Annotated in this window: 19 protein-coding genes, 1 pseudogene and 1 riboswitch; of the genes and pseudogenes, 12 read left to right on the top strand and 8 right to left on the bottom strand. The window is 48.0% G+C overall.

What is annotated here, in order from left to right:
- Positions 1–88: 88 nt before the first annotated feature.
- Together LCF57_RS06455 and nfsA are read left to right on the top strand one after the other, a co-directional pair.
- On the top strand, positions 89–2,554 hold the full coding sequence (locus LCF57_RS06455; RefSeq protein WP_225999963.1) for a heavy metal translocating P-type ATPase: 2,466 nt from the start codon (positions 89–91) through the stop codon (positions 2,552–2,554).
- Positions 2,555–2,837: 283 nt separating this feature from the next.
- Positions 2,838–3,581, top strand: a complete 744-nt coding sequence (gene nfsA, locus LCF57_RS06450) for an oxygen-insensitive NADPH nitroreductase (protein WP_225999962.1) — start codon at positions 2,838–2,840, stop codon at positions 3,579–3,581.
- Positions 3,582–3,675: 94 nt separating this feature from the next.
- On the opposite strand, the gene LCF57_RS06445 is transcribed toward nfsA, so the two are convergent.
- From LCF57_RS06445 to LCF57_RS06425, 5 genes are all read right to left on the bottom strand, one after another.
- A complete protein-coding gene (locus LCF57_RS06445) occupies positions 3,676–4,551 on the bottom strand; it encodes a TatD family hydrolase (protein WP_225999961.1) in 876 nt (291 codons plus the stop codon).
- Positions 4,544–5,494, bottom strand: coding sequence for an ABC transporter ATP-binding protein (locus tag LCF57_RS06440; RefSeq protein ID WP_225999960.1), 951 nt, complete (start codon positions 5,492–5,494; stop codon positions 4,544–4,546). Before LCF57_RS06440 ends, LCF57_RS06445 begins: the two co-directional genes overlap by 8 nt.
- 45 nt (positions 5,495–5,539) lie before the next feature.
- Positions 5,540–6,316 carry an ABC transporter permease gene (locus tag LCF57_RS06435; RefSeq protein WP_225999959.1) on the bottom strand — a complete coding sequence of 259 codons (777 nt, stop codon included), beginning with the start codon at positions 6,314–6,316 and terminating at the stop codon, positions 5,540–5,542.
- Positions 6,313–6,606, bottom strand: coding sequence for an MTH1187 family thiamine-binding protein (locus tag LCF57_RS06430; protein WP_225999958.1), 294 nt, complete (start codon positions 6,604–6,606; stop codon positions 6,313–6,315). Before LCF57_RS06430 ends, LCF57_RS06435 begins: the two co-directional genes overlap by 4 nt.
- Positions 6,607–7,111: 505 nt before the next feature.
- Positions 7,112–8,158, bottom strand: coding sequence for an ABC transporter substrate-binding protein (locus tag LCF57_RS06425; protein ID WP_225999957.1), 1,047 nt, complete (start codon positions 8,156–8,158; stop codon positions 7,112–7,114).
- Positions 8,159–8,348: 190 nt separating this feature from the next.
- Positions 8,349–8,458: riboswitch (TPP riboswitch) on the bottom strand.
- Between the two features lie 268 nt (positions 8,459–8,726).
- On the opposite strand from LCF57_RS06425, the gene LCF57_RS06420 reads away from it, so the two are divergent.
- The 6 genes from LCF57_RS06420 to LCF57_RS06395 all read left to right on the top strand — a co-directional run bounded on the left by LCF57_RS06420 (position 8,727) and on the right by LCF57_RS06395 (position 16,201).
- Complete coding sequence (locus LCF57_RS06420; protein ID WP_152380271.1) at positions 8,727–9,161, top strand: pyridoxamine 5'-phosphate oxidase family protein; 435 nt, start codon at positions 8,727–8,729, stop codon at positions 9,159–9,161.
- Between the two features lie 225 nt (positions 9,162–9,386).
- Positions 9,387–11,489 carry a bifunctional 2',3'-cyclic-nucleotide 2'-phosphodiesterase/3'-nucleotidase gene (locus LCF57_RS06415; RefSeq protein ID WP_225999956.1) on the top strand — a complete coding sequence of 701 codons (2,103 nt, stop codon included), beginning with the start codon at positions 9,387–9,389 and terminating at the stop codon, positions 11,487–11,489.
- A 261-nt stretch (positions 11,490–11,750) separates the two neighbouring features.
- Positions 11,751–12,797 (top strand): EAL domain-containing protein, encoded by a 1,047-nt coding sequence (locus tag LCF57_RS06410; protein WP_225999955.1) that lies wholly within the window; start codon positions 11,751–11,753, stop codon positions 12,795–12,797.
- 400 nt (positions 12,798–13,197) lie between these two features.
- The gene (locus LCF57_RS06405) at positions 13,198–14,211 is read left to right on the top strand and encodes a zinc-dependent alcohol dehydrogenase family protein (RefSeq protein WP_225999954.1); all 1,014 of its coding nucleotides are present in this window, start codon (positions 13,198–13,200) and stop codon (positions 14,209–14,211) included.
- A 29-nt stretch (positions 14,212–14,240) separates the two neighbouring features.
- Complete coding sequence (locus tag LCF57_RS06400; protein ID WP_225999953.1) at positions 14,241–15,395, top strand: SMP-30/gluconolactonase/LRE family protein; 1,155 nt, start codon at positions 14,241–14,243, stop codon at positions 15,393–15,395.
- 17 nt (positions 15,396–15,412) lie between these two features.
- Positions 15,413–16,201: an SDR family oxidoreductase gene (locus LCF57_RS06395; protein ID WP_225999952.1), complete on the top strand. Its 789-nt coding sequence runs from the start codon at positions 15,413–15,415 to the stop codon at positions 16,199–16,201.
- Positions 16,202–16,459: 258 nt separating this feature from the next.
- Here the strand turns inward: LCF57_RS06395 and LCF57_RS06390 are convergent.
- A pseudogene (locus LCF57_RS06390) lies at positions 16,460–17,552 on the bottom strand (hypothetical protein).
- 198 nt (positions 17,553–17,750) lie between these two features.
- Here LCF57_RS06390 and LCF57_RS06380 point away from each other — a divergent pair.
- On the top strand, positions 17,751–19,451 hold the full coding sequence (locus tag LCF57_RS06380) for a glycoside hydrolase family 13 protein (protein ID WP_225999949.1): 1,701 nt from the start codon (positions 17,751–17,753) through the stop codon (positions 19,449–19,451).
- Between the two features lie 84 nt (positions 19,452–19,535).
- On the opposite strand, the gene pdaA is transcribed toward LCF57_RS06380, so the two are convergent.
- Positions 19,536–20,333 (bottom strand): delta-lactam-biosynthetic de-N-acetylase, encoded by a 798-nt coding sequence (gene pdaA / locus LCF57_RS06375; RefSeq protein ID WP_225999948.1) that lies wholly within the window; start codon positions 20,331–20,333, stop codon positions 19,536–19,538.
- 292 nt (positions 20,334–20,625) lie between these two features.
- Here pdaA and LCF57_RS06370 point away from each other — a divergent pair, with 292 nt between their 5' ends.
- Both LCF57_RS06370 and LCF57_RS06365 read left to right on the top strand, forming a co-directional pair.
- A complete protein-coding gene (locus tag LCF57_RS06370) occupies positions 20,626–21,651 on the top strand; it encodes a methionine ABC transporter ATP-binding protein (protein ID WP_225999947.1) in 1,026 nt (341 codons plus the stop codon).
- A complete protein-coding gene (locus LCF57_RS06365) occupies positions 21,648–22,313 on the top strand; it encodes a methionine ABC transporter permease (RefSeq protein WP_225999946.1) in 666 nt (221 codons plus the stop codon). The genes LCF57_RS06370 and LCF57_RS06365 overlap by 4 nt, the downstream gene beginning before the upstream one ends.
- 577 nt (positions 22,314–22,890) lie before the next feature.
- On the opposite strand, the gene LCF57_RS06360 is transcribed toward LCF57_RS06365, so the two are convergent.
- A complete protein-coding gene (locus tag LCF57_RS06360; RefSeq protein ID WP_225999945.1) occupies positions 22,891–23,235 on the bottom strand; it encodes a hypothetical protein in 345 nt (114 codons plus the stop codon).
- 194 nt (positions 23,236–23,429) lie between these two features.
- Between LCF57_RS06360 and LCF57_RS06355 the strand changes: the two genes are divergently transcribed.
- Positions 23,430–23,582, top strand: a complete 153-nt coding sequence (locus LCF57_RS06355; RefSeq protein WP_225999944.1) for a hypothetical protein — start codon at positions 23,430–23,432, stop codon at positions 23,580–23,582.
- The last annotated feature ends 9 nt before the right edge of the window (positions 23,583–23,591 follow it).

Here is a 23,591-nt window from a genome sequence, read left to right as displayed (position 1 = left end):
TTTGTTTTAAAGAAGAAGCTTCCGTAGCAGGAGCTTTTTCTTTTTGAATATAATATACCCCTGTGGGGTATGTAGGAGGAGAGCTACCATGGAAAATCGTGTGACCGACGGTGACAAGCAGACAACGCTTCATATTACAGGAATGTCCTGTGCCGCCTGCGCTAGCCGTATTGAAAAAGGTTTGAATCGAATAGACGGTGTGGCCCAGGCCAACGTTAATTTGGCTCTAGAGCAGGCGTCGATATCATATGATCCGAAGCAGGTGGATATCCCTGATTTTCGCGATAAAATTGCTTCTCTGGGTTTTGGAACTGTAAGCGAAGAAGCCAATCTGAATGTGACAGGCATGACATGCGCGGCTTGCGCAACCCGGATTGAGAAGGGTCTGAATAGAATGCCGGGTGTGACAGGTGCTACGGTAAATTTGGCAATGGAAACGGCTCATGTCGAATACGCAGCAGGGAGTATTACAGTCGGAGATCTGGTAAGCAAGATTGAGCAGCTGGGCTACGGAGCGATCCCGCAGGGCGCCGATGATCATATTGCGGATGTGCGCAGCAAGGATATCCAGCGTAAAAAATGGAAGTGGATTGTGTCTGCGGTACTGTCGCTTCCTTTATTATGGGCGATGGTGGCTCATTTTTCCTTTACATCATGGATTTATGTACCGGAACTATTTTTAAACCCATGGTTCCAGCTTGTGCTGACAACGCCAATCCAGTTCATTATTGGATGGCAGTTCTATGTGGGCGCATATAAAGCGCTTCGCAATGGAAGCTCAAATATGGATGTGTTGGTTGCACTGGGTACGTCTGCGGCTTATTTTTACAGCTTGTACCTCACCCTGCGTCCCTCTGCTGTCATGGAGGATATGGGAGGGATGACAGGGACACCGATTATGACTATGCCCGAGCTGTACTACGAGACTAGTGCAGTGCTGATTACGCTTATTTTGGTCGGTAAATGGTTTGAGGCAGTAGCCAAAGGGCGCTCGTCCGAGGCGATCAAGAGTCTGATGAGTCTCCAGGCGACGACGGCACGTGTGGTGCGTGACGGAGAAGAGCTTAATGTACCGATTGAACAGGTGCGTGTGAAGGATATCTTTATTGTACGGCCCGGTGAGAAGATTCCCGTCGATGGTGTGGTCGTGGATGGACGCTCGGCAGTGGATGAATCCATGCTAAGCGGTGAGAGCCTTCCGGTTGAAAAAGAGGCGGGTTCCCCAGTCACAGGAGCCACGCTCAATAAAAACGGAGTACTTCGTATCCAGGCCGAGCGTGTGGGTGGTGATACAGCTTTGGCCCGTATTATTAAGGTCGTGGAGGATGCGCAAAACTCCAAGGCTCCTATTCAACGGATCGCGGATCAAATCTCGGGTATTTTTGTACCCATTGTAGTGGCTGTTGCCGTGATGACGTTCCTCGTCTGGTTTTTCTTTGTGACACCGTCTGATTTTGCAGGTTCACTGGAGAAGATGATTGCAGTTCTCGTCATTGCTTGTCCTTGTGCGCTTGGATTGGCTACGCCAACGTCCATTATGGCAGGATCAGGGCGTGCCGCAGAATATGGCATTCTGTTCAAGGGCGGTGAGCATCTGGAAATGACCCGCTCGATCAACGCGGTGGTATTGGATAAGACAGGTACAGTTACGAATGGCAAGCCGGTGCTGACGGATGTGATTGTCGAAGAGGACAGCTTGGCTGAAACGGATCTGCTGCGATGGCTGGGTGCGGCGGAAAAAAGCTCGGAGCATCCACTGGCGGAAGCCATTGTAAAGGGGATTGCGGATCGCGGCATTGAGCTGGTAGAGTCGACAGATTTTGAAAATATTCCGGGTTATGGTGTAAAGGCTCATGTGGAAGGCAAGCAGGTACTTGCAGGTACACGCCGATTGATGAGCAGGGAAGGCATTGTGATAGCTGACTCCGCCGAGCAGCATATGAATGAACTGGAGAACGTAGGGAAAACAGCAATGCTTGTCGCTGTGGAAGGTTCCTATGCGGGATTGGTCGCCGTGGCGGATACGATCAAAGAAACGTCACGTGAGGCCGTTGCCCGTCTGCGGGCGATGAACATTGAAGTCATCATGATTACGGGTGACAATGAACGAACCGCGCGGGCGGTTGCCGCCGAAGCCGGAATTGAGCGGGTACTGGCGGAAGTGCTGCCTGAAGGCAAGGCAGAAGAAGTGAAACGACTTCAGGAACAAGGTTTGATCGTAGCGATGGTGGGGGATGGTATTAACGATGCGCCTGCGCTGGCTACTGCCAATATTGGGATGGCGATGGGCACAGGTACGGATGTGGCGATGGAGGCCGCCGACATCACGCTCATGCGTGGCAACCTGAACAGCATTCCCGACGCAATCGAAATGAGCCGCCGGACCATGACTAACATACGGCAGAATCTGTTTTGGGCGCTCGGTTACAACGTAATCGGCATTCCGATTGCTGCCTTGGGCTTCCTCGCTCCGTGGCTGGCGGGAGCAGCTATGGCATTCAGCTCTGTTTCGGTTGTGTTGAATGCGCTGCGCCTTCAACGGGTAAAGCTGTAATCGCAATGTTGGATTAGCAGGGTGATTCCCTGAATCGTCTGGAGCATGACAAAACTGGTGTTGGAGCAAGTACGTCTGATTTGATTTTCAGCGTGCTTGCTTTTTGTTATGCCCGGTTCTCTTAATTCCTTACTGATGCCCTCTATCGCGTTAGGTTGCTTATCAACCGCGAAAGTTTCATAATATTTGTAGGAGTGCCATGCAAACCTGCAAGAACTTCTTCGTGTACGCACAGCTTGACACAGATAAAAAGCTTATATTATGGATTAGGAGTGAAGCAGTCATGAATGATACGATTTCCTTGTTGATGAATCACCGGTCTGTACGTAAGTTCAAGTCAGACGCCGTTACCGACGAGCAGCTCGCAGCTATTGTGGCGGCTGGCCAAATGGCTTCCTCGTCCAGTAATGTGCAGGCTTACACTGTTATTGCCGTTACAGAGCCTGCTTTGCAAACCAAGCTGGCTGAGCTGGCGGGCGGTCAGGCTTACGTTGAGCAATGCCCGGTGTTTCTGGTATGGTGTGCAGATTTGTATCGCTTGAAGCAGGTCACAGTTCACCATCAGCCAGGTCAGCCTTCCTATGAAGGTTCCGTCGAAAATTATACGGTTGCGACCATTGATGCCGCGTTAGCTGCACAGAATGCAGCAGTAGCCGCTGAATCACTTGGCTTGGGCATCGTTTACATCGGGGGTATCCGTACGAAAATAGCTGAGGTATCCGAGCTGTTAGGGTTGCCTGAACTGGTATATCCGGTGTTTGGTATGTGTATTGGCGTACCGGATCAGGACACAGGCTTACGTCCACGTCTTCCGCTGTCCGGTGTTTTGCACATGAACGGCTACGACAAAGATCAGACGATGAAGGCTGTGGAGCTATATGATCACACATCGGCTGAATATTTGAAGGAACGTACGGGCGGTCAACGCTCTACTCCTTGGTCTGAGCAAATGGCGGCGAGACTGACCGAGCCTGCCCGTTTGCAGTTGAAGCCATTTTTGGAGCAAAAGGGATTTTTGAAGCAATAAAAGTAGAGCATAGGTTAAAAAATACAAAGGACCTCCGGTTACGCTGGCCATAGAATGCGTACTCGAAGGTTCTTTGCTTATGCTGTAAATGCCCTTATAAATTAGACAGGGAGTAGAAGCGTCTCGTATTTTCATAAAATAATAGGCGGACGGCAGCCTCGTCTTGATTGGTCAGCTCGCTATATGCGCGGATGACGTCGGCAGTCATCCGTGGATGTGTCTGTTGTCCGGTAAAAGGTCCCTCGAACGGCCAGGGACCATCTGTCTCTGCCATGATCTGATCGGACGGATACTGTCTCGCCAAGTCGCGAATGTCTTCCTCGTATAGAAGATCGGGAGTGAAGGAGACGTAATAGCCGTTGCGGGCCATACGTTTGGTTGTGGTGGCAGAGCCCTTGAACCAGTGAAAATGCGCCTGTGTGACGCCGTGACGTTCCAAAAGATCGCAAGCGATATCGGCGTCTTCATAAACGGTGTGCAGCACAATTGGCTTGTTATGCTTGCGTGCAAACCGGATAAAACGCTCCAGCAGAGCTATGTAGGGAGCGAGGTCAAGGAGAGCTCCGCTCCGTTCGGCCTCCAGCCGATTGTAGTAGGGCAAGCCGACTTCGCCAACGGCGACCATCTGCTCTATATGCTTGTCCATCCAGTCAAACAACAGATCAAGTTCGGTTTGTGATGGAAGAGGCTGTTCGGGATGAAAGCCGAAGGCTGGGTGTACCAGCCCGGGCCAACGTTCAGCTAACCGTAGGTTGGCTTGGCTGGAGGCGAGATGCATGGACACGGCTATGATGGCTTCGACGCTGCTATTGGCAAGAGAAGCGAGCAATAGCTCCTGCTGCTCAGGCGGGTAGCTGTCAACATGAATGTGCGCGTCGATCAACGGCGCGAGTGCTGTCGCGTCCAATTCCAGGCTTGATTTTGTTGTGTTATTCCATTTCAATGCAAACGGCACTTTCACGTTACTCATACCGCTTCACTCCATCATTCGGGGTATTGTTGTGGACACTCTCAGCGTTGTCCATGCCATCGTCCAGTTTATGTTTTTCCTCGCGCATCCAGCTAGTCATGGCCCGCTTCCATTCGCTAAAACGCGGATCAAGGGTGATTTCTTCCCGGCGAGGGCGTGGGAAGGGAACATCGACGATATGCATCACCGTAGCAGGTCGTGCCGACAGCACGTAGATACGGTCAGAGAGCAGCAATGCTTCCTCAATACTGTGGGTGATGAACAGCACGGAGCGGCGGTTCTTCTCCCACATCCGCAATAACCATTGCTGCATGTCCGCACGTGTCAACGCATCCAGAGCGCTGAACGGCTCATCCAGCAGCATCAGCTCTTGTGGGCTGAGCAACGCGCGCAGGAAGGCAGCGCGCTGCTGCATACCGCCTGAGAGTGTATGCGGATACGCTTTGGCGAAGGTGCCCAGTCCGACCTGCTCCAGCCATTGCAGGGCTTCTTTGCGGCGTTCGCGTTCGCTGGCATACCGTGAGCGCGCTACCGTATCTTTGCGCGGCGCGTTTTCTTGCCCGAGCAGTACGTTATCCAGCGTGGTACGCCACGGGAAAAGGGCGGGCTGCTGCGGCATATAGCTAATATGCCCGCGTTCACCCGTCACTTCCTGTCCGTGCATACGAATGCGTCCCTGCTGCGGCTTGAGCAGCCCGCCGATGATGTGAAACAGCGTGCTTTTGCCACTGCCGGACGGGCCGATGAGGGAGACGAATTCTCCCGGTTTAACGGTTAGGGATACATCCTGCAATACGGGCAGTGAGCTTCGTTTTTCACGGAAGGCGAGGCTGATGCCATCCACTTCTAATGCCGGAGGAGCAGATGAAAGCTTCTGCTGTTCCCCGCCCCGTTGTTCATCAGCCATGTTTTGTGATGATAAATCAGGCGGATGCAGGCTCATACGTGCCACGCCCTTTCTTCGAGTTTATTTGATCCCTTTTGGAAGCTATTCCTGATCCGGTTTCCAGCGGACCAGCCATTTTTCCAGCAGTACAATAATGACAAACATCAGTAAACTGAGTGCAACAATGATGACAATGGCGGCAAAAATCAAATCCGTGCGATAGGCCGATTTTTGCAGCATCATATAATATCCTATTCCTTCGCTGGCACCGATCCATTCGGCAATAATTGCGCCCATCACGCTGTAGGTGGCAGCAATTTTGATGCCGGAAAATACCTGTGGCAAGGAGTGCGGCAGCTCCAGCTTGATAAAAATAGCCTTACGACTCGCGCCCGACATGCGCATATAATTCATCATCATACGGTCCGTCCGTGTCAGTCCGTCCATGGCCGCTACAGCCACGGGAAAGAAGCACACTAATGTAATGACCATCAGCTTCGGCAGCACGCCAAAACCAAACCACACCATCAGCAATGGCCCGAGCGCAATGATCGGAATGTTTTGGCTAAGGATGAGCAAAGGGTATAGGGCAGATTTGAGAAAGGGAATCGTATGAAGAATGATGGCAATCAACAGTCCCGTTGCTGTCCCTATAGCAAATCCCCCAAGCGTCAGGCGAATCGTAGCCCACGTATGGGCGCCAAGCAGCGCCGACTGGGCCATGCCCTCCTGTACGATCAGAGACGGAGCTGGCAGAAGCCAGGATTCAACATGCAAATAGGAAACCGCCCCCTGCCAGGCCGCTAAAAAGAAGAGGACCGCCACAAGGGGCGGCCATACGCTTTTCCACCAGGATGCATTCTTGCCTTTTGGGTTCATGGGCGATATTTTTCGGTCAGCTTATTCATGCTGATGCCCTGTGGGTTATGTACGATTTTGATCTGTGAAATGATGCTGGGGCTGCCGGCCTCTGTCAATGCAACGTGCATTTCTTTAACGACTTGCAGCAGCTCGTCCAACTCGCCCTCCATCGTCGTCTCCAGTGGGTTAACCTGATGCTTGACACCGGAACGTTGAATGACCTCAATCGCTTTATCTACATAAGGATAAGAGTCCTCGTTGTTAGGAGTTTTAGGAATCACTTGAATACTGAGCAAAGTGTTAGCCATGCGAAATTCACCTGTCCCTCATTTGGAGTGTTTTAGAGAAAATATGGTGGTTTAAGGCGGTTCAGACGCTCCGCGTTTCATTTGATCTTACGATCGCTGTTGCCATGGGATTCTTTGAATAAATTTCAAAAGGTAAGAATCCCACGGCAAAGGCGAGCGCTTCGCTTCTCCAGATTCAAATGAACCGCTACGCTGCTGCCCGCCTTAAAAGCACCTTATTTTTAAAGCTGGGTTGTATGGCATTTTTAACACACAAGCGCTCTTACTTAGCGCTTAGATAAGATGAAACTAAAGAAATAAACCAAGTGGAACGAGAACGAAGTGGGCGGAATGGTGCTGTACAAGCGTTAGCGTTCGCCTTTGTACCCAGATTTTAACCTCTAAATATTCATAAAAGAAATGTGGGTACAACAGCGATGGGAAGCTTCATCCGACCGCGCAGTGGCGCTTCGTTTCGTCTCCGGTTCTACTTTATTTAGTCATTTTAGCCGTTTTAACAAAATACTTAACGCTTGGGCAAGAAGTCGTTTGTGAAGGCTTTATCGACTTCCAAAGGCTTACTGAGCAGCTTGCGTTCGTACACCCAGTCTGAGTAGTTTTTCCATACTTCTGCTTTTTGCACACCCCATTGCGCGGCATCGTCCTGATAATGTGGACTTAGCCACTTTTGGCTCGCAAGTACCAGCTTTTTGTCCAGCTCCGGCACGGCTTTGCTTAAGATATCCGCGGCTTCCTCCGGGTGAGCAATGGTGTATTCATAGCCTTGGGCGGTAGCGTCCATGAACGCTTTGACCAGCTCTGGATCATTTTTAATGGTCTGTTCATTGCTGACAATCACAGGCGTATAGTAATCGAGGCTTTTGGAATAATCCTTTACATACAGCATATCCAGTGGTTCACCCCGTAGCTTTGCTTCTATGCCGGTCCATGCGTAGAAAATCCAGGCAAAATCAATATCCCGCTTCACGGCTGTAAAATAGTCGGCATTGCCCATATTTATGATCTTCACTTTGCTCACATCGGCCTTGTCTGAATCCATGATGGATTTCATAACCGCTTCTTCTACGGGTGAACCCCAGCCGCCGTATGTTTTTCCTTCAAAATCCTTTGGGCTTTTAATTCCACGATCTACCGGGGCTGCGAAGCCTGAGGTATTATGCTGAATCACTGCAGCGATGGACACAAGCGGGACGCCTTGCGTGCGAGCCTGGGTGACACCCTCTTGATAGCTGATACCAAAAGGTGCGGCATTCGAAGCAACCATTTGATCGGCTCCGCCTGAACCAGGCTGAACAATCTGGACATTCAAGCCCGCTTTTTCGTAAAATCCTTTATCCTTGGCGACATAGAGTCCCGTATGATTCGTATTTGGTGTCCAGTCGAGTACGACTTTAACATCCTTAAGCCCCTTTGCGGGGGTGGACGTTGGAGCGTTGGTGGCAGGAGCCGTCTCTTGAGATGCAGAGGGGGAGCCTCCGCCGCAGGCGGTCAGTGTCAGAGCCATGAGCCACAAACTAATCAGACCCAGGCTTATCATTTTCATGCGCTTCATCGTTGTGTTCTCTCCTTTTAATTACCCGTCATCCGTCGAATCAGACAGCTTATGTTCCCCATTTCATAAAAATAACATCTGCCGGACGCTATCTTTCCACAACTTAATCTTCAACAAAAAAAGCGCCCCGAGGTTCCGGAACGCTTGCGCTTGTATATACCAAAGTAAGGGATGGCCTATGTAAAAAAGCACATCTTAGCTTAAGCATTCCTACGCTGGCATTACCCAGATCAGGTTGTAAGGGTCAGTGTCTTGGGACACACTCTCAGCCGGCCGATTCCAGCACCCCTGGCATTGTATGGTTTAATGGGTTTATTTATTCGGGTCTACTACGACGATTATATGCCTTGAAGGCTGGACTGTCCAGCATTGAGGGAGAGATGACGGTTCATTTGCCGAACGACAGGGTACACTTTTATTGTGAGCTTCGCTCTGAAAATGAACATGAATCATTCAGAGACGATCGGGTCATGTTATTTTCAGGTCAGCTGCGCAGATTGGATCAGATAAGCTGGTGCCGGATGACATAGAGTATAGATTGTAATTCGCGAAAAGGAGTTGTTGTACTGTGGGTAAAACGGAAACATTGGATCGCAGCCAACTGGAACAAGCCATTGTGAAGGCTTTGGATAACAACAAGTTTTGCTCGTTGGGCACGGTGGAGGGCGGTAAGCCGAAGGTACGTTATATGGCCCTTTTTAACGATGGAATGAATATCCATCTGGCAACGAATCGTAAGACACATAAGGTGGATGAGCTAAAAGACAATCCGAATGCTTACCTGCTGCTGGGTTATGAGGTGGGCGGCACGAAGGAAGTCGTAGAAGTGGAGGCTACCGTTCAGGTCACAGCAGATGAGGGACTGCGCAAACAAGTGTGGAATGACTCCCTGAAGGAATGGTTTTCCGGCCCGGATGACCCGAACTATGTCATTTTAGACGTGAATCCGACTCGTATTGAGTATGTAGGTCAGCAAACCGAGCGGCAGGTGTGGGAGAAATAGCGACAGATATTCAATTGAAAAAACCAGCAAATCTTTCGAGTTATGGAGGAGGTTTGCTGGTTTTTTATTTGCGAGAAAAAATAATTATTTTTTCATAAATAATTTAAGTAAATGACTACTCTTTTGTCTGGCGTTGGATTAAAATAGGAATGGTGGGTTCAAAGCTTACATATATGTGCAAAAGTATGTATATGAGCCATACACCTTAATGAGGAGGGGTATATTTTGTTATTTCGTAAAAATTGGTCTAAAGGGTTTACTGCAGCGGTTGTAGCTTGCAGTATGCTGGTATTTACAGCTGCTCCGTCCTGGGCTGCCGATGATTCTCGGGACAGAGCTACAGTGAACTTGCGAATTATGGAAACGACGGATATTCACACAATGTTGATGAACTACGATTATTATGCAGACAAGGAAACCAACGAATATGGATTGATTAACACAGCCGGACTGATTCAGCAAGCGCGTAGTGAAACCAGAAACAGCCTGTTGTTCGATAACGGCGATTTACTGCAAGGCGGCCCATTGGGCGATTATATGGCTAGAAACAAAACCTTCGAGAAAAAAGGCGGTGTCCATCCTGTCTACAAGATGATGAACTTGATGGGCTACGATGGGGCTACAGTGGGGAACCACGAATTTAACTACGGTCTCGACTTTTTGGAGAAATCACTCAAGGGTGCCGATTTCCCTTACGTCAATGCGAACGTGTACTATGACAACGGGGGCCAAGATACTAAAAATTATTTTACTCCTTATAAGATTCTCGATAAAACGGTAACGGATGAGAAGGGTGAACAGCAAACGCTCCGAGTGGGTGTAATCGGCCTGGTAACTCCTCAAATCATGCAGTGGGATGAAGCTAATTTGCAAGGCAAGGTTGTTACGAAGGATATTGTGGAAACGGCAAAAAAATTCATTCCTCAAATGAAATTGGAGGGTGCCGATATTATTGTCGTGCTTGCACACACAGGTTATGAGGATGTGCCGCAAACACCAATGATGGAGAATGCCGTTAAATATTTGAGCCAGGTGGATGGAATTAACGCGATTCTGTTTGGACATGCACATAAATCTTTCCCAGGCCCTGATTTTAAAGGGATGAGCGGGGTAGACCTGGATAAAGGAACCATTAATGGTGTACCGGCTGTTGAAGCCTCCTCGTGGGGCAAGGAGCTGGGCATTATCGACCTGAGTCTGGAAAAGGAAAAAAATGAGTGGACCGTTACGGATTCCCAGTCTGAAGCACGTCCGGTTGTGAATGCCAAAAATCAAGCTGTACAGACGAATCCAGATTTTAGGCTGGTAGACGCAATCAAGGATGAGCATAAAGGAACGCTGGATTATGTTCGTCAGCCGGTCGGAACTACCACCGCACCGATTTCCAGTTATTTTGCATTGGTGCAGGATGACCCATCCATTCAGATTGTGACGAATGCACAAAAATGGTATGTTCAAAGCCATCTTAAAGGGACCGAATATGAAAATCTTCCCGTATTGTCGGCTGGCGCCCCATTCAAGGCCGGTGGTCGCAACGGTGCTTCGTATTACACCAACATTCCTGAAGGTACAATAGCAATTAAAAACGTGTCCGATCTGTATGTGTACCCGAACACGGTTCATGCCGTAGAAGTAACTGGTGCTGAAATTCAGGAATGGCTGGAGTGGTCTGCGGGTCAGTTTAACCGCATCGATCCAAACAAAACAGAGGAACAAGCACTGATCAACAAAGATTTTCCAACCTACAATTTTGATGTCATTGACGGTGTAACTTACCAAATCGATGTAACTCAGCCTGCACGCTATGATGCCAAGGGAACCATTATTGATTCTTCGGCTCATCGTATCAAGGACTTGCAATATAACGGGAAGGCAATTGATCCTGCACAGAAATTTATCGTAGCGACCAATAACTACCGTGCTTCCTCATCCAAACTGGCCAATCCGGATGGCAAACGGATTGTGATGGCAGCGCCGGATGAAAACCGTCAAGTCGTTATTGACTATATCCGTACGAACGGAACCATTAATCCGTCAGCGGATGGCAATTGGTCGATTGCTCCTTTCGGTCAGGCTAAGGTTACCTTCGAGTCCTCTCCTGATGCCAAGGATGTGCTGGCTGGAAATCAACAAATTTCATACTTGAGCAGCACGGCAGACGGCTTTGCCAAATACAGCTTAAAAGCTGGTGCAAAGCCTGAGGCAGCAAAGACTCCTGTAAAGGAAGCTGTAGTCCCTGCGAAAGCAACAGCAAAGCCAGCGGTTAAAACAACGAAGCCTGCAGCTGCTAAACCAGCTAAAACAACCAAGCCAAAGACTTCCAAGTAAGTTTGCTTTACGGCTCCAAAGTTTAACAGAGCTAAGCAGCAAGTCTCTATCCGAGAGACTTGCTGCTTTTTTTGATTTTTATGAAAAATAATATTGAAATTGAAAAATGATACAAAAGTCTGTGTTTCTTGTCGAACCTACACTTAAGTCCTAAGTTTAGACTGGAAACAAGCTTGTTTTTCTTGATTTATAGTGCTTTTGCTCTAGTTATTTGTGATATAATGGTGAAAAAACCGGAAAATTGTTCCGAGGAGGACCATTATGACTTGCAGCAGTTGCAGCATCATCTTACCTATTAAGGATCAAGGATTGCTGAAGATCAGGCATCCCAGGGTGTCGCTTAGTCCAGCATTAGATGGCTTGGGTATGCTATCGCAGCAATGCTGTGAGAATGGCAGAGTGTTTCGGTATAACAGTCGTTCAGAGCTGGAGCAGCTGGTTAACGGACTGGCTCGTCTTCCCCATGAATGGCTGCTACATATGGAGGCTTTGGTGACCGGGATGTATCATGTGGAAGGATATGAGGACTGGCTTCTATTTAGCCAATTGCAAGTCAGACTCCAACATCCGGAAATTGTGAATATTATTTGTGACAAAAGTTTTTCCAGCCACCTGCAGCCTATTGTTGACCACAAATTGAACATTATCGGGTTTGAGTTTTTGCTGCGTCCGTCACATTCGGAGCGGCCCTTTCAGCCTTTTCGACTGTTTGAAATTGCCCGTGAAGCTGGCCTGCATGCTCATTTGGATCGTTCGGCCCGTATTTCCGCTATTGAAAAGAGTGCAGCATGTCTTCCTGCGGGGATTAAACGGTTTATTAACTTTCTTCCTTCAACCATTTATAATCCTGTCTACTGCTTGAATCATACCTTTGAGACGATTGACCGGTTGTCCATGAATACGGAGGATTTTGTGTTTGAGGTCGTAGAGACGGAAGAAATTGACGACCTGAGTATTTTGCATCAAATATTTGAAAAATATCGCACACGGGGAGTTTCAGTGGCACTTGACGATGTAGGGGCAGGTTATTCCACGACAGAACTTATGAATTGTCTCCAGCCGGATTATGTCAAAATTGACCGAAGTTTAATTAATGGCTGTCATCGTAGCAGTGACCAGAAGCGACAGATTACAGGGATCGTGGAATCGGCTTCTCGCTTTGGTGGCTTGGTGCTGGCTGAAGGCGTTGAGCAGATGGAGGATTTTGAGTTTTGTCGTGAAGCAGGTGTGTCTCTGGCTCAGGGTTATTTGTTTGGCAAGCCGGAACCCTGCCCGCCCTCCAATTTTGTACTTAGTAGAGTAGTGTAGTCAGAAGCACGTTTAAATCTACGTAGTCTATAAAATGTGGAGCTTAAATGGGTCTGTCTCATAAGCAAAATTTTAACTGTATTGGAAGTGCTTATATCACCATTAATGTAAAAACGCGAGTGCAGAGGTTATTCCACCCCTGCAACTCGCGTTTTTTGGTTCATCTTTTCCCACCTGAGCAAGTTATGGGCAAGCGAAAGCGACCCTGCCTCTAATTTTTACTTGGTAAGGAACGGTAAAAAAACGGAGGCAGTTTTACGACACGTTTTATTTTTCAAGTAAAGATTGACGTTTTGAAGATAAATAGATACAGTGTATTATACAAGAAACATTGTTTCCTGTATAATACACTGTATCTACAATGGGTAAAAAATTTAACATCGCAGGGAGGACAACCAAAATGAAAGCAGTGCAACTGAAAAACGGTTTTGGCTTTGAAGAATTAACCTTGACGGAACTCGACATACCGGTGCCGGGACGGCTGGAAGTTCTAATCCGCATAAGGGCAGCGTCTCTTAATTATCGAGATTTGGTAATACTTAATGGAGCAGTGCCGACCGGCATTCAATTTCCCTTCATTCCGTTATCCGATGGAGCGGGTGAAATTGTGGCTGTGGGCGAAGGGGTGACAAAATTTCAGGTTGGACAAAGGGTAGCGGGAAATTTCCAACAGAAATTCATTGGCGGGAGCACCAGAGCGGAGGTATTAAAGGACAGTCTGGGAGGCCCGCTCAGTGGAGTGGCGGCTGAATATATCGTTCTGCATGAAGAAGGGGTCGTCGCCATTCCGGATCACCTTTCTTGGGAGGAGGCTTCCACCTTGCCGATTGCGGCATTAACCGCATGGAGCATGCTGATGGAATCCGGCGGGCTGCGAGCGGGGGATACGGTGCTCTTGCAAGGAACAGGCGGTGTTTCCATCTTTGGGCTTCAATTCTCTCTGATGGCGGGAGCACGGGTAATTATTACATCGAGCAGCAATGACAAGCTGGAACGGGCAAAAGCTCTCGGCGCATGGCAGACAATCAACTATTCGGAAGTTCCCGAGTGGGGTAAAGTGGCTCTGGAGCTGACAGGCGGCGGAGTCGAACATGTCCTGGATGTGGGGGGAGCGGCAACAATGGCACAATCCATCAATGCACTTCGTACCGGAGGGACTGTGAGCATGGTCGGATTCTTATCGGGCTTGACCATTCCTGAGTTCGATGTCACCAGCATTTTGCAGAAGGCTGCGACGATTCGCGGCAGCCAAGTCGGTAACCGGGAACATTTCGAAAACATGAATCGCGCCATTTCCCGCCATCGTTTACATCCTGTCATCGACCGGGTATTCCCGCTCAGCCGAATCGGCGAAGCCTTCGCACTTTTGGCTGAAGGAAAACAGTATTTCGGTAAAATCGTCGTTCAAATATAAGTATTATTCACATCACATAGGAGGCACTCATGCCCAGTAAACCTGATTTGTCCAAAGATTCTCAAGGAAGAAAGAATAAGAAACCGCGTAAATGGGTACGCAGAACCGGATTATCGCTGCTGGCGGTAATCCTTCTGGGAGTGGCTATTTTTATGCTCATCCCTTCCCCTGTCCAGCCTGCAAAATGGCTTGCACCTACGGCCCCCTCTTTTGAACAAGCGGGTCCATGGCAACAAAACAATAAACTCAGCTCCGCAGAGCTTGTTACAGATGCCCCTAAGTTTCCGGAATTTATCACCTTTGACAAAAAAGGAAATTTATATACGGGAGACTCCGACGGGAAAATTTATAAGGCTGCCATTGATACAAAGGGCAAACCGCAAAAGGCCCAGCTATATGCAGATACCAAAGGAACGCCCAATGGACTTATGTTTGACGCAAGTGGAAATCTGATCGTTACGGATGTTAAGAAGGGGTTGCTATCGGTAGATCCTTCTGGAAACGTGACGGTGTTGGCCGATCAAGTCGACGGCACACCGATCTATTTGGCCAATGAGCTGGATATTGCAAAAGATGGAACTATTTATTTTTCTGACACCTCCAATTATGGCAGTGTAGTCTTCAAAGAAATCGCCGAGAACAAGCCACATGGACGTTTGCTGAAATATGATCCGGCGACCAAGCAGACGACAGTTCTGTTGGAAGGCCTTTATTTTGCGAACGGGGTTGCCTTGTCTGCGGACGAAGATTTTGTGCTTGTGGCAGAGTCGTATCACTACCAATTGACCAGATACTGGCTCAAAGGGCCAAAGAAGGGGACTTCGGATATTTTTGCGGATAATCTCGCCGGTTTTCCGGATAACATTACGCGTGATGATCAAGGCCACTTCTGGGTCGGTCTCTTCACGACACGTATTCCCTTTGTAGACCAGATGCATAAAAGCCCGTGGCTGGCTGGAATGATGGCCAAATTGCCTCAATCGCTGCTCAGCGGTGCAAGCGCACCTGTGAAGCATGGGCTTGCTGTGGAGCTTAATCCGCAGGGTAAACTCATCGGAAGCTGGCATGATCCTGAAGGCTCGGTTTATGGGGTAACTACGGCTGTAAACCATGACGGATATTTATATATAGGCACAGCTCCTGGAGGCAGCCAGGGTGTTCATCGCGTGCGTTTAACCAAATAAGCTTGGGAGGGTTTAACATGATATTGGATGAGTTGAAATTATCCTGGAAAGGGAAGGAAAGCTTAGCCGGTAAGGTAGCTTTGGTAACAGGCGCAAGCAGCGGCATTGGGGCATCGATTGCAAAAAAACTGGCAAAGCGAGGCGCGTATGTAGCTGTATTGGCACGCCGTCAGGAGCGATTGGACGAATTGGTTCGCGACTTGCACCAAGAGGAATTGTACGAGGTCATGGCAATCCCTGCCGATATCCAAAAAGCTGAAGACGTACAGCAGGCGGTCCACGCCATTCTTGAACGCTGGGGGCGGCTTGACATTATCGTTGCCAATGCCGGCTTCGGGTATCGAAGCCCACTGGCAGAAGTGGATCTGGAAAGATGGGAGGAGCTTTACAAGACGAATGTGCACGGTCTTGTCCTGACATTGAAGTACGGACTTCAGCCAATGAAGGAACAGGCCAAGGGGGATGTTGTCATTGTTTCCTCTATTGCAGCGAAGGAAGTGGTTGCCGGAGGAGGACTATACAGCGCTACCAAGTACGGCGTTAGCGCCATAGCTTCCGCATTGCGTTTGGAGACCAGTACGCAAGGAATTCGTGTAACTGCGATTCACCCCGGGGCGGTGGCGACGGAATTTTCGCAGGTGGCCGGATATCCCGAGCAGGAGATTCGGGCGTTTGCTTCGAGCGTTTTGCCGCTGCATCCCGATGATGTTGCTGAAGCTGCCCTGTATGCACTGGAGCAGCCGGAGCATGTCAACATTCCGGAGTTGACCATTATGCCTTCGAGGCAGGTCCAGCGGTTCAAATAGAGCGGTATTAAGTATGTTTGGGCAACTAAAGAACAACTATCCATAACCTGCTCAAATGGGCGAGCATGATCCAAAAAGCACGAGTTATAGGGGGAAATAACCCTAGAACTCGCGCTTTTTTTACGCTAATGACGAAGCGTGCACTGTCCAATAAAGTTTAAAACTGGCTTCTGGGATAGATCCATTTATTATAGAAAAGACTATATCCTGTGACTATTTATGGCACCACGTTCGCTCATCCAGTCATCGTGAGTATAGCTATAGCGTGATAACGTACAGACCTAGCGGCGTAGTTGCACTGCCTGCGACCATGAAGCTGACAGCATAGCTGGACCTGCCGGGGGGAACGCTGATATCAACCAATCGGCATACTTTGGTATTATCTCGCAGCAGAGGGATACCATATACACGATTGTCTATCCGTACAGACCCGGCAAATGCTCCCCCACGCGGATTCGCATAAATCCGCACGGTGCGTACCTCATCACTGTCATTAACGATGGGGATGGTCGCGTTGTATATGGTGCCGAATTGTCCGCGGTTATCCAGCGCAGGGCCCAACTCGCTGCGTGCCCCGGTAAAAAGCAGATCGGCAGGAGTCTCGCCGTTCAGTTTTTTGGTTGCACACGCCCGATAATTGGCGCTTTGCCCTATCACGTACGCCGGCATCCGCGCATTCGTTTCGGAAAAGGACCACACCCCCCGTGGATGCGCCTGCGGTGGAGGTACGGGTGGGAGCGCATCCGCATGAATCTGACGCAGGTCGACCTGCGTGTCCTTGCTGACCACGGTGCGAATGACGTAGTCCAGTGTACCGTGGCCTTCGCCAAATTCCACCGTGAAGTCATAGGTGAATCCGGCCAGCGATCCTTCGGGTAGCTCGAATTCCTCCAGCAGGGCGGTGCCTCTGCCGAATTTATGGCGGTCAACAGGCTTTAGACGTTTCATCGTACCCGCCAAACAACTTTTGGCAATGGATTGCCCGACATCTATAATCCAGTTGCCATCCTCAGGCGCAATCGCAAGAGCGCGTTCCATATGACGTACTTCCAGCCACAGCATTATTTTTGTTCTCTACCGTAATGCCTAGCTTAACGGGGCCTCCGATTTTGTTGTAATGCCAGCCGAAAATACGGTGCTTGACCGTTCGGGTTGTGGTACGAACCACATCATGCCACAGAGTGGCTTGCTCGGTAGGTACAGTCACGTCGGTAAGCGTCTCCGGGTTATCGCTAAGCATCAGGCGGCGGGTTCCCCCTTCGGTGGCTGACTCCACATCTACATGGATGTTTGGCGGGATTACAACGGACTCTACAATCAGATCTTTGGGCTCCTTGGATCGATGATTCACATGAATTCCTCCTTTGATTTAAGAATGGCACCGCTTCTTTTTTATATATATGGGTGGTTCATATATATAGGTAAAGCCGAGTCAACTTGTACAACCTGAAGCTGTCTTATTCCTCTAAATAACGATTCGCCAGCTGGTATTGCGTGTATGTTAACAGCATAAGCTATTGGATGTACAGAGAAGCTACAGGAGGGAAGCATGCTTAAAAAGATATGGTGGAAGGAAGCAGTGGTGTATCAGATCTATCCTATCAGCTTTCAGGATTCTGATGGAGACGGAAAAGGGGATTTGCGAGGTATTCTGTCCAGACTGGATTATCTGTGTGAGCTGGGCATTGATGTGATCTGGATTTGCCCAGTGTACAAGTCGCCCAATCATGATAACGGATATGATATTAGTGATTATTATGCCATTATGGATGAGTACGGAACGATGGATGACTTTGATGAACTCTTGCACAAGGCGCATGAACGGGGCATAAAAATCATGATGGATCTGGTATTAAATCATACATCAGATGAGCATCCGTGGTTTACGGAATCACGCTCATCCAAGGATAATCCGAAGCGGGATTACTACATATGGCGAGCAGGCAAAAATGGAGGATATCCGAACAACTGGGAATCGTATTTTTCGGGTTCTGTGTGGAAATATGACAAGCTTACAGACGAATATTACATGCATCTGTATTCCGAGCACCAGCCGGATTTGAATTGGGAAAATGAAGAGATGATAGGCGAACTCTATCGTATGGTGGAATGGTGGCTAAAAAAGGGAATCGATGGCTTCCGTTTTGACGCCATTGCCCATATTGTCAAAGCCGAAGGACTCCCTGATGCTGATAATCCCAATAAAAAGACATTGGTGCGGGCCTATCAGCTCTTTTCCAATCTGGAGCAGGTACATGACCTTTTGCGCATGCTAAATGAAAAAGTGCTGATGCGTTATCCCTTAATGACCGTCGGTGAAACCTCCGGTCTGGGTCCCGAGCAGGCGCTTGATTATGTGGGTGACCAGCGGCATGAGCTGAATATGGTTTTCCAGTTTGAGCATATGTTTGTCGATGCCCAAGGACAAGGGACCGAAAAATGGAAGTTTAAGCCGTGGACCCTGGTAGAGCTGAAAAAAATTATGAGTCGTTGGCAGACTGTGCTTCACCTGGAAGGATGGAACGCCAATTATTTGAACAATCATGATCAGCCGCGTGCTCTATCTCGCTTCGGAAATGATGGGCAGTACCGTGTGGAGTCAGCCAAAATGCTGGCAACCTTCATACATATGCTCGAAGGTACGCCTTATATTTATCAGGGTGAGGAAATTGGCATGACCAATATCGCATACCCGTTGATTGATGATTACCGGGATGTGGAAACGCTAAATTATTATGAGCAGCAACGAAAGATAGGCGAACCAGAGGAAGAGATTATGGCTGCAATTTGGAGAAAAAGTCGGGATAATGCGCGTACGCCTATGCAATGGAATGATGGGCATGCAGCTGGATTTACCGACGGAGAGCCATGGATGAAAATCAACGATAACTATACGCACATCAACGCGGAGGCGGAAAGAAGGAACCCGGATTCGATTTTTCACTATTACCGTAAGCTGATTGCTCTGCGCAAACAGCATGAGGTCATTGTTTATGGCGAATATAAGCTGCTGTTACCACTTGATACAGAACTGTATGTATTCACCCGCATGCTGGGACAGGAGCATCTGCTAGTCATTCTGAATTTCTTTGACCGTGATCCGGTTTTTCACTGGCCTGAGGAAGATGGCTACGCTACTGCCAAAGCGGAACTGCTGCTGTCTAACTACGATCCGGCACAAGGGGAGAACCTACATGATTTGAGGCTGCGTCCTTATGAAGCAAGGGTGTATAAGCTAACCTTGCAATAAAAAAGCCCGATTCACCCTGGCTGCTGTAAGCAGGTGTGGATCGGGCTGATAACATTGAGCGATTCGTCAAATTCAGTTGTAGCTTTAGTGGTAATGCTTAACCTTAAGGTCGTCGAGGCTTTTGAACTCATATCCTTGTTTGCGTGCTTCGTCGATAATTGAGCCAAGCGCCTCGGCATTGTCCTTGGATACAGAATGGAGCAGAATGACCGCACCGGGGTGGAGTTGACGTATGACCTGCTGATAGGCATAGTCTGCTCCTTTCTGAATATTCGTGTCCCAGTCCTTGTAAGCCACAGACCAAAACACGCTCGTATATCCGGCTTCTCGACACGAGGCCAATGCTTTTTCGTTAAAAATACCGCGAGGGGGCCGAACGTATTTCATTTCCTTTTGTCCGGTTAGCTCTGCCGATGCATTTCGTACGCGATCCAGCTCGGACCGGATCTCTGTCGAAGAAATGGTACTCATATCTGGATGACTCCATGAATGGTTGCCAATAATATGGCCCTCGCTTGCCATGCGGCGCATCAAGGCTGGTTGATCCTTTACAAAATGCCCGGTTACAAAGAAGGCGGCCGGAACCTTTTTGGCCTTTAATACATCCAGCACTTTGGGCGTATATCCATTCTCATAGCCATTATCGAACGTGAGAAATAATTCTTTTTTAGTAGTATCCCCCAAAAAGATACCACCCTGTCTTTCAATCAGGTGCATAAAGCCCTCTTGTGCGATAGAAGGCAGCTCGCCCCCCTTACTTTTTTTGAATCCAAAATGATAAGGCTGTCCATCAACAGTCTGAGCAGCTTGTGCGGATTCACCCGTAACTGCTAACATCCCTATAACCGTAACGCATAGCCACAAGGCAAATATTCGTTTCATTTAACTTCCTCTCTTCCGTCTCGTGTAGGCAAGGTGTGTATGCTTCGGCATATTCCATAGAGTCTGCAATGCCATGACTATTTATGCATAAAATGCCCTCAACTGAGGACGAGAACCGCTTTTAACCAAAAAACACATATTGACATGAATATTAAATCGAAGTAGTATACTTTATAAAACTTACTAGAATACTCGGATTTAGTGAACTAACAACAAACGAACTAACAACAAACGGATGCAAACAGCTCAGTGATATCTTACATACTTTGAAGGAACGGAAGGAGCTAGAGTAATGATTGAATTAAAAAATGTATCCAAAACCTATGTAAGAAAAGGGTTAAGCATAGATGCGTTAAAAAATATAAATATCAAAGTAGATAAAGGGGATATCTTTGGTTTTATTGGATTCAGCGGTGCAGGTAAAAGTACATTGATCCGATTAGTCAATCGTCTGGAGAAGGTGACCAGCGGAGAGGTTCTTGTCGAGGGAGAGCAGTTAAATACCTTTTCGACCGCAGGGCTTCGAAAGGTAAGGAAGAAGATCGGAATGATTTTTCAGCATTTTAATTTGCTGGAATCGAAAACGGTGTTCGACAATATTGCAATTCCACTGGTGCTGCTCAAGCGCAACAAACAGGAGATTGAGCAGCGGGTAAAGGAACTGCTGGAGTTTACGGGCTTGTCCGACAAGGCTAACAGCTATCCAAGTGAGCTGTCCGGCGGTCAAAAGCAGCGTGTCGGGATTGCGCGGGCGCTGGCGAGCAACCCGTCCATTTTGCTCTGTGATGAGGCGACTTCGGCACTTGATCCGCAGACCACGCAGTCTATACTTGATTTGCTTCGCAAAATCAACAAGGAATACAAGATCACCATTCTGATCATCACGCATGAGATGTCGGTGATTCAGCGGATTTGCAACAAGGTAGCCGTAATGGAAAAAGGTGAAATCATCGAGCAGGGCAATGTGTTGGAGGTATTCGGGCAGCCGCAGCATCCGACGACGCAAAGCTTTGTACGCACAGTGATTCATGATACGGTACCGGACAGTGTGCTGCAAACATTCGAACAGCAAGCCTCACAGCGGATTTACAAGCTGGAATTTATCGGCCAGGCAGCCTCTGAACCAGTGGTTCATGGATTGATTCGGCTGCATGATGTTCATGTGAATATTTTATTTGCCAACATGACGGAAATACAAGAAACGACGATTGGCTATATGACGATCCAACTACGCGGTGAACAGCATGCCGTCGAGCAGGCTGTTGATTTTATCAAGAGCAAAGGGGTCAATATTCAGGAGGAGGTGAAGGTCCTATGATGATTACAGGAACCACGATAACCTGGGATCAACTGTGGGAAGCATTGTATGAATCCTTACTCATGGTCAGCATATCATTATTCATTGGTGCGTTAATCGGTATACCTATTGGTATTTTGCTGGTTGTTACCCGTCCGGGCGGCATTTTAGAGAACAAATGGCTTTACGGTATTTTGAATCCAATCATAAACATTGTTCGTTCTTTGCCCTTTATTATTTTGCTGGTAGCGATCATTCCACTAACCCGGCTGATTGTGAATACATCCATTGGAACCAGTGCGGCGATTGTCCCCCTGATTGTATATATTTCGCCATATATAGGCAGGCTGGTCGAAAATTCGCTGCTGGAGGTTAATCCGGGAATATTGGAGGCGGCAGATGCAATGGGTGCGACCCCTTTTCAGGTCATTCGTTACTTTTTGCTTCCAGAAGCGTTCAGTTCTCTGATTTTATCGTTAACGACAGCCACCATTGGCTTAATTGGGGCCACTGCTATGGCTGGTGCCGTCGGCGGCGGCGGGATTGGTGATCTGGCCATCTCTTACGGCTACCAGCGGTTTGATACGTTAGTTATGCTGATTACCGTCGTCGTTCTGGTCTTATTTGTACAAGGCGTTCAGTCTTTGGGTGATCTATTGTCCCGTAAAGCACGCAGAGGCTGATATAAAATAACTGATAGACCAGCACAGCACAGATTTATGATGGTTACTAAGCAAACGAATAATATATTCGCACGAAGCTTCAAGCTCAGCTTATATGAATTTTAGTACTGTGCCCGCCAATATTGGCGGGTTTTTTGTCGCGGATGACAACGTTTAACTTGGCAAATTTCATTGCGTATAGGTCTAATTGTTCAGAATTGGTTCAGTGAGCCTTCGTATAATCCTCTTAGCATATTTCCTTGGTTGCATAATCGATAGAACTAAACACGACAAAAGACTTTGATAAAACAGGATATATACCAATAAATGGGACGAAGGAGCACGATTACCCATGGGCGTATCCGAAAAGGGAAAAGCTGCCCAGAAGCATTATGAAGGCGTTCGCCAGTTTACTGGAAGATGAGCTGGGCGTTGAGCCTCAACAGGTGACGCACCAGCTATATATACAGTTGAAAACACAAACGCTACCTGCGTAGACTACTGTACTAGCTCAGGTAGAGCAGAAAAAGCCGCTTCAAAGGGGTCTCCTAGAAGCGGTTTTTTTGCATGGATGGAAACACTCATTTTTTTGTGAGAATTACCGTGTTTTGGTAATCAGGTACGGAGTGACCGTTCTGGTAACATTCGTTGGATTTTCGATAATCAATATCCATTGAGTATCCGTAGCCGGGAAGCTGTCGGTAGGCCATGCCGAAGCAAAACCGCTAATGGTCCAACCTGCATTGATGACAACCCTCCCAGATCCAGCATTAAAAGTAATAGTGAGAAAGCTATTGGGACCCACGGTAAACGGACTAAATACACTACGTAAAAATCCATTGCCAAGGTTTTGGGTTGCACGGGCTCTTGTTGGGCCAAGGATGACTTTTCTGCCCTTAGCTATGGCTGCTTTCTTTTTCAGTGATGAACATTTTGTTTTCATATATTGTCCCCTCCTTTTCTCTTGATTGTTTAGCATATGAAGTTGAGAGTATCCTAGATTGGACGAACTAACGTATCTATTTAACTAAATTTGAATCAGCCTCTTTTCTCTATAATCTGCTATTTGCTGATGCAAGTTCTCCTACCCTAGCATATTCATATATAAATTTACGTTTACTGAAGGAGGTCATTGGATTGGGAAGAACGAGACGAAGCGGTTTTAAAAATAAAAGAATTTCGGTGGACGTTAGACAATCTTCTTCAGCTCAGACAGGACAAGGCGGCAACCCGATTTCTATCAATGCTTCGGATGTTGGGGTAGTCAGAACAGATATTAAAAACAAGTAATCTTTCTTA

It is taken from the genome of Paenibacillus sp. BJ-4 (assembly GCF_020404765.1).
Taxonomy (GTDB): Bacteria; Bacillota; Bacilli; order Paenibacillales; family Paenibacillaceae; genus Paenibacillus.
Note: the sequence above shows the minus strand (reverse complement) of the source record. Positions and strands in the feature narration are given on the sequence as shown.